Raw genomic sequence first — 4045 nt, forward strand, 5'->3', positions numbered from 1 at the left:
GCATCCGAGAACACCTCCCGGCGAAGCCCAGCAGCATCTGATACATCCGTAGCGTCGTGGTCGTCAACAGCCATAGCGTTCATGATTCCTCCTCCGGATCAACTCACACAGACCATCTGACACGCCCGCCGACCCTTATCAAGGCCTGGCGCCAGCCAGACTCGGAGAACATCCTCTTCTACGTCCTCGTCGCTGTCGGAGCAACAATCACGCTCCTGACCATCTCGGTATGGACTCTCCAAGCGTGGGCATTCGCTGTCTATCAACTCAGCATCTGTGTGGTAATCGTTGCCGTCATCGCAGCAAAACGAACCACATGGCGATCTCCTCCGCTTGGCACGAAATGATGTAGGCCTCCGGAGTCCCGCTATCGCCGCGTGGTGAGGGGAAGCACTACTTGCCATAAGGTCCGGACGTCGGCGGGCGGAGGGGCCGCAAGGGTCCTGCACCAATAGCGGTGCGCTTGGATGAGGTGGCATGGAAGAGGAACTGGAATCGATATACGGATCGGGTGACTACAGGCGGGTGATCCGGTTTTTCCCTGACTATGGTCGCGACCACCCGTTGTGGGAGAGCGGAACCGACAAGTACGGAATGGACCCGGAGGATTACGGCCTGTCGAAGTCGCTGGGTCAGCGCTTGGCGCTGTGGATGGCGCACTGGGAGGCCAACTTCGTTCCCGAAACGGGGTGGAAGTCGGAGCAGGCAGCCGAGGACTCGAGACGTGTGGGCGACTCGCTGTTGGCAGAGCTGCGTGTGGAAGTCTCCGACTTCGCCGACGTGCGTGACGAACGGTGGTGTTGACGGCTCCGGTAGTGACAGGTGCGGGGGAGTTGCCTCGGTGAACGAGACTGCCTCGTCCAAGTGCGCTCAGAGTCGCTACCTGTCATGGTCAGCAGTGCTCGGCGCTCGAGACATGCTGGTGTGGGTTCTGGCGCGGCTGAGTGCTGGGTCCGGGGTTCTGCGGGTCGGACTTCAATCGAAACCTAGGTGGTTATAGCGATTTCTGTATATGTAGCTAGATTTCGGTATAGTTCGTCTCATGGATCCTGCTCGTAACCCGTATACGCCTGGTTCCGGTCGTCGGCCTCACTCGTTGCAGGGCCGGGACCGGGAGGTTGAGGCGTTCGACTTGTTGGTGGCGCGGGCGAAGGCGCGGCGTTACGACCGCGGCATGATTCTCAGCGGGCTCCGGGGCGTAGGTAAGACGGCGCTGCTGAACCATCTGCGGGCGCATGCTGAGCACCATGGTTGGTTCACCGTCCGGTTGGAGGCGCAGAACTCAGAATCGGGTGCACGAGTCAATCACAAGCAGTTGGCGACGGGGCTGCGTCACGGACTGCGCAAGTTCAGCACCAAGCACGCACTGAAGCAGGCGGCTGAAGGCGTGATGGGCCTGATCGAGGGCTCGTCACTGTCGGTGGGCGGTGTCTCGGTCGGGGCACCGACGCCGCGATCGGCCGAGGACACGCTGTTCGACGTCGAGGAAATCGTCGAGGCCGCCAGCGAGATGGTCCGGTCCAAGGGTGTGGCATTGGCGGTGTTCGTCGACGAGATGCAAGACCTCGAGGCAGACCTGACCGCGGCGTTGATCGTGACGCAACATCGGGCAAGCCAGGAAGGGTGGCCGTTCTATGTTATCGGCGCGGGGCTGCCCAACCTGCCGGCGTTCCTGGCGGACTCACGCTCGTATGCAGAGCGCTTGTTCCTCTACTGCAAGATCGGCCCCCTCGATGATGCCGCGGCGCGGCAGGCTTTGGTCGATCCAGCGGAGTCAGTCGGGGGCCGGTACAGCCCCGAGGCTCTGGATGAGCTCGCTGCCGCCGCTGAGGGCTATCCGTACTTTCTTCAAGAGTTCGGGTCGGCGATGTGGGAGGTGGCCGCCGGAACGCCGTTCCAGCTCGAAGACGCCGAGCTGGCCATCGAGGCTGGGACCGCACTGTTGGACCGGGGGTTCTTTCCCTCCCGCTGGGATCGGGCGACGCCGGCGGAACGAAAGTATCTGCGGGCTATCGCCGCCACGGGTGAGACCGCGCCCAAGACGTCGTCGTTGTCGATCGCCCAGACCACAGCCGGACCGTTGCGCGCCGCGGCGATCCGCAAGGGCATCGTCTACTCGCCTGAGCATGGGCGGATCAGCTTCACGGTGCCGGGCATGGCGGCGTTCATCGCCAGGCAGATCGACACCGACGAGTAAGCCGGCCCGGCGAAGCTGGTTCCAGTGCAGAGTGTCGGGCCCGCCGGCGACACCAAGGTCGTAAAGACATGGAACAGTTCATCGACGCGCTTGTTGGGGGCGAGATCAAGCTTCCGCCACACTTCGATCGCAGAAGACCTCCACATCTCGATGCGAGCACCTCTTAGACCATCCAGTTCCGAGGTCGCATCAGACCGTCCCACAACCAAGGAACTGGGACGGTCGGTTGTGTGCGGAAAGTGTTCTGTCGATCAGCGGGGCGGGCGGTGACCTAAGCCGACATGCTGAGACTGCAACGTGAGGTATGACAACATCGGCTCGTAGCCCATGATTAGGGGATGGGATAGCGATGTTCACGCGGTATGGCGTAGGCGTTTGCGCTTGCTTTGCAGGAGTTGCACTCCTGGCAGGGTGTGGCCGCGACGGTTCGTCCGGCCCGTCGTCGACAGAGGCGACGCCGGTCGAGAGCGCGCCCTTTTCAACGGCCCGGGAACTCGCGATCCCTGAGGCGGTGATCGTTTGTCAGCCGGGGATGGTTGACACCACCGCGACTGTCGCCGATGTTCCCGAATGGCCGGGGCCATTGCCGTCGGAGTTTATGGAGCCGAGCTTTCCGTCGGGGTCGTGCGGAACGCTGACCGGACAGGAGGCGAGGTTCGCCTACGAGGCGGCCGTCGAGCATCCGGCCGCTCTTTTGGAGGAAGGGCGACTGGATGAGGGCGGGGATCTGGTCGACACCGCGGATGCGTTATGGGCGCTCGAGGGTGTTGTCGCCTGGCTTGCTGTCGAACCCCAATGGTGAGACTTGACTCCGCCGCTTGCTGCTCGCTTGCAGAATCTCCCCGGCGGTCTGGCGCCGATTCCCGTCGCTGATTGCCATATGCCTTGGCGGGATACTCTCGACTGATGCGTGTCTCGCCGGATGGAACCTTCCATGGCCTGTGTGCGTCGCACCTGTGCCGTGCGGCGTGCCGGGTTCCGGCGGACCCGGGCCTGTGTGGTTCCCCCCGAATCGTGGAGGGTTTCCTAGGCGGCTTCCGGTTCGGTCGCCGCGGCGGTCTCGTAGCTGATCGGGCTCACCATTCCGATCGTGCTGTGTCGTCGGTCGTGGTTGTAGAACCCGTAGCACCAGTCCAACACAGCGGCCCGGGCGGCGCGGGTGTTTTCGAAGGTGTGTTGCGACAAAACTTCCCATTCCAGCGAGCTGAAAAATGCTTCGGCGGCAGCATTGTCGAAGCACGATCCGACCCGCCCCATCGATTGGCGAATACCGAGGTCTTGGCATAGTTTCGTGAACGCGTGAGCGGTATAGGTGCTGCCCCGATCGGTGTGAAATATGGCTCGTTTCGACGGGTCCTCACGCCACCCAGACTGGTGGACCTCCTCGATACCGCCGCGGGTCGCCACGGCCATGTTGATCGCCGCGCAGGCGAGTTCGGCGTCCGGGTGCAGACCGGTGGCAGCACCAAGCAATCTACGACTGTAGAGGTCGATCACAGTGGCCAGATATAGCTTCTCACCGGGCCGACCGTTGGCGTCAACGGTGGGGATCTCGGTCATGTCGCCGACCCACCGGGCGTTCGGCCTGTCGGCGGTGAAGTCCCGCTTGAGCAGGTCGGGGAACTTCGGGGCCGTCTTGTCCTGCCTGGTCAGACCGTTGCGGCGTCTGATGCGGCGTGCGACGAGGCCCTGGCGGCGCATCGAGTCGGCCACGGTCTTCTGGGCGTGTCAGATGGTCTGTGTGAGTTGAGCCGGAGGAGGAATCATGAACGCTATGGCTGTTGACGACCACGACGCTACGGATGTATCAGATGCTGCTGGGCTTCGCCGGGAGGTGTTCTCGGATGC

General features: G+C 62.9%; 3 protein-coding genes and 1 pseudogene. 3 read left to right on the forward strand and 1 reads right to left on the reverse strand.

Going from position 1 to position 4045, the window contains the following annotated elements:
- Positions 1-477 precede the first annotated feature (477 nt).
- The 3 genes from Q2K20_RS17880 (at position 478) to Q2K20_RS17890 (ending at position 2999) form a co-directional block, all read left to right on the forward strand.
- Positions 478-804, forward strand: a complete 327-nt coding sequence (locus Q2K20_RS17880) for a hypothetical protein (RefSeq protein ID WP_069390049.1) — start codon at positions 478-480, stop codon at positions 802-804.
- Between the two features lie 238 nt (positions 805-1042).
- Positions 1043-2197 (forward strand): ATP-binding protein, encoded by a 1155-nt coding sequence (locus Q2K20_RS17885; protein WP_069390048.1) that lies wholly within the window; start codon positions 1043-1045, stop codon positions 2195-2197.
- A gap of 532 nt (positions 2198-2729) precedes the next feature.
- Positions 2730-2999 carry a hypothetical protein gene (locus Q2K20_RS17890; RefSeq protein ID WP_069390047.1) on the forward strand — a complete coding sequence of 90 codons (270 nt, stop codon included), beginning with the start codon at positions 2730-2732 and terminating at the stop codon, positions 2997-2999.
- Positions 3000-3223: 224 nt separating this feature from the next.
- On the opposite strand, the pseudogene Q2K20_RS17895 reads toward Q2K20_RS17890, so the two are convergent.
- Positions 3224-3922: pseudogene (locus Q2K20_RS17895) on the reverse strand (IS3 family transposase); the annotation flags it as partial.
- Between the last annotated feature and the right edge of the window lie 123 nt (positions 3923-4045).

Origin of the sequence: Dietzia sp. IN118 (assembly GCF_032905965.1) — a bacterium.
In the GTDB taxonomy this organism is placed as follows: domain Bacteria; phylum Actinomycetota; class Actinomycetes; order Mycobacteriales; family Mycobacteriaceae; genus Dietzia; species Dietzia kunjamensis.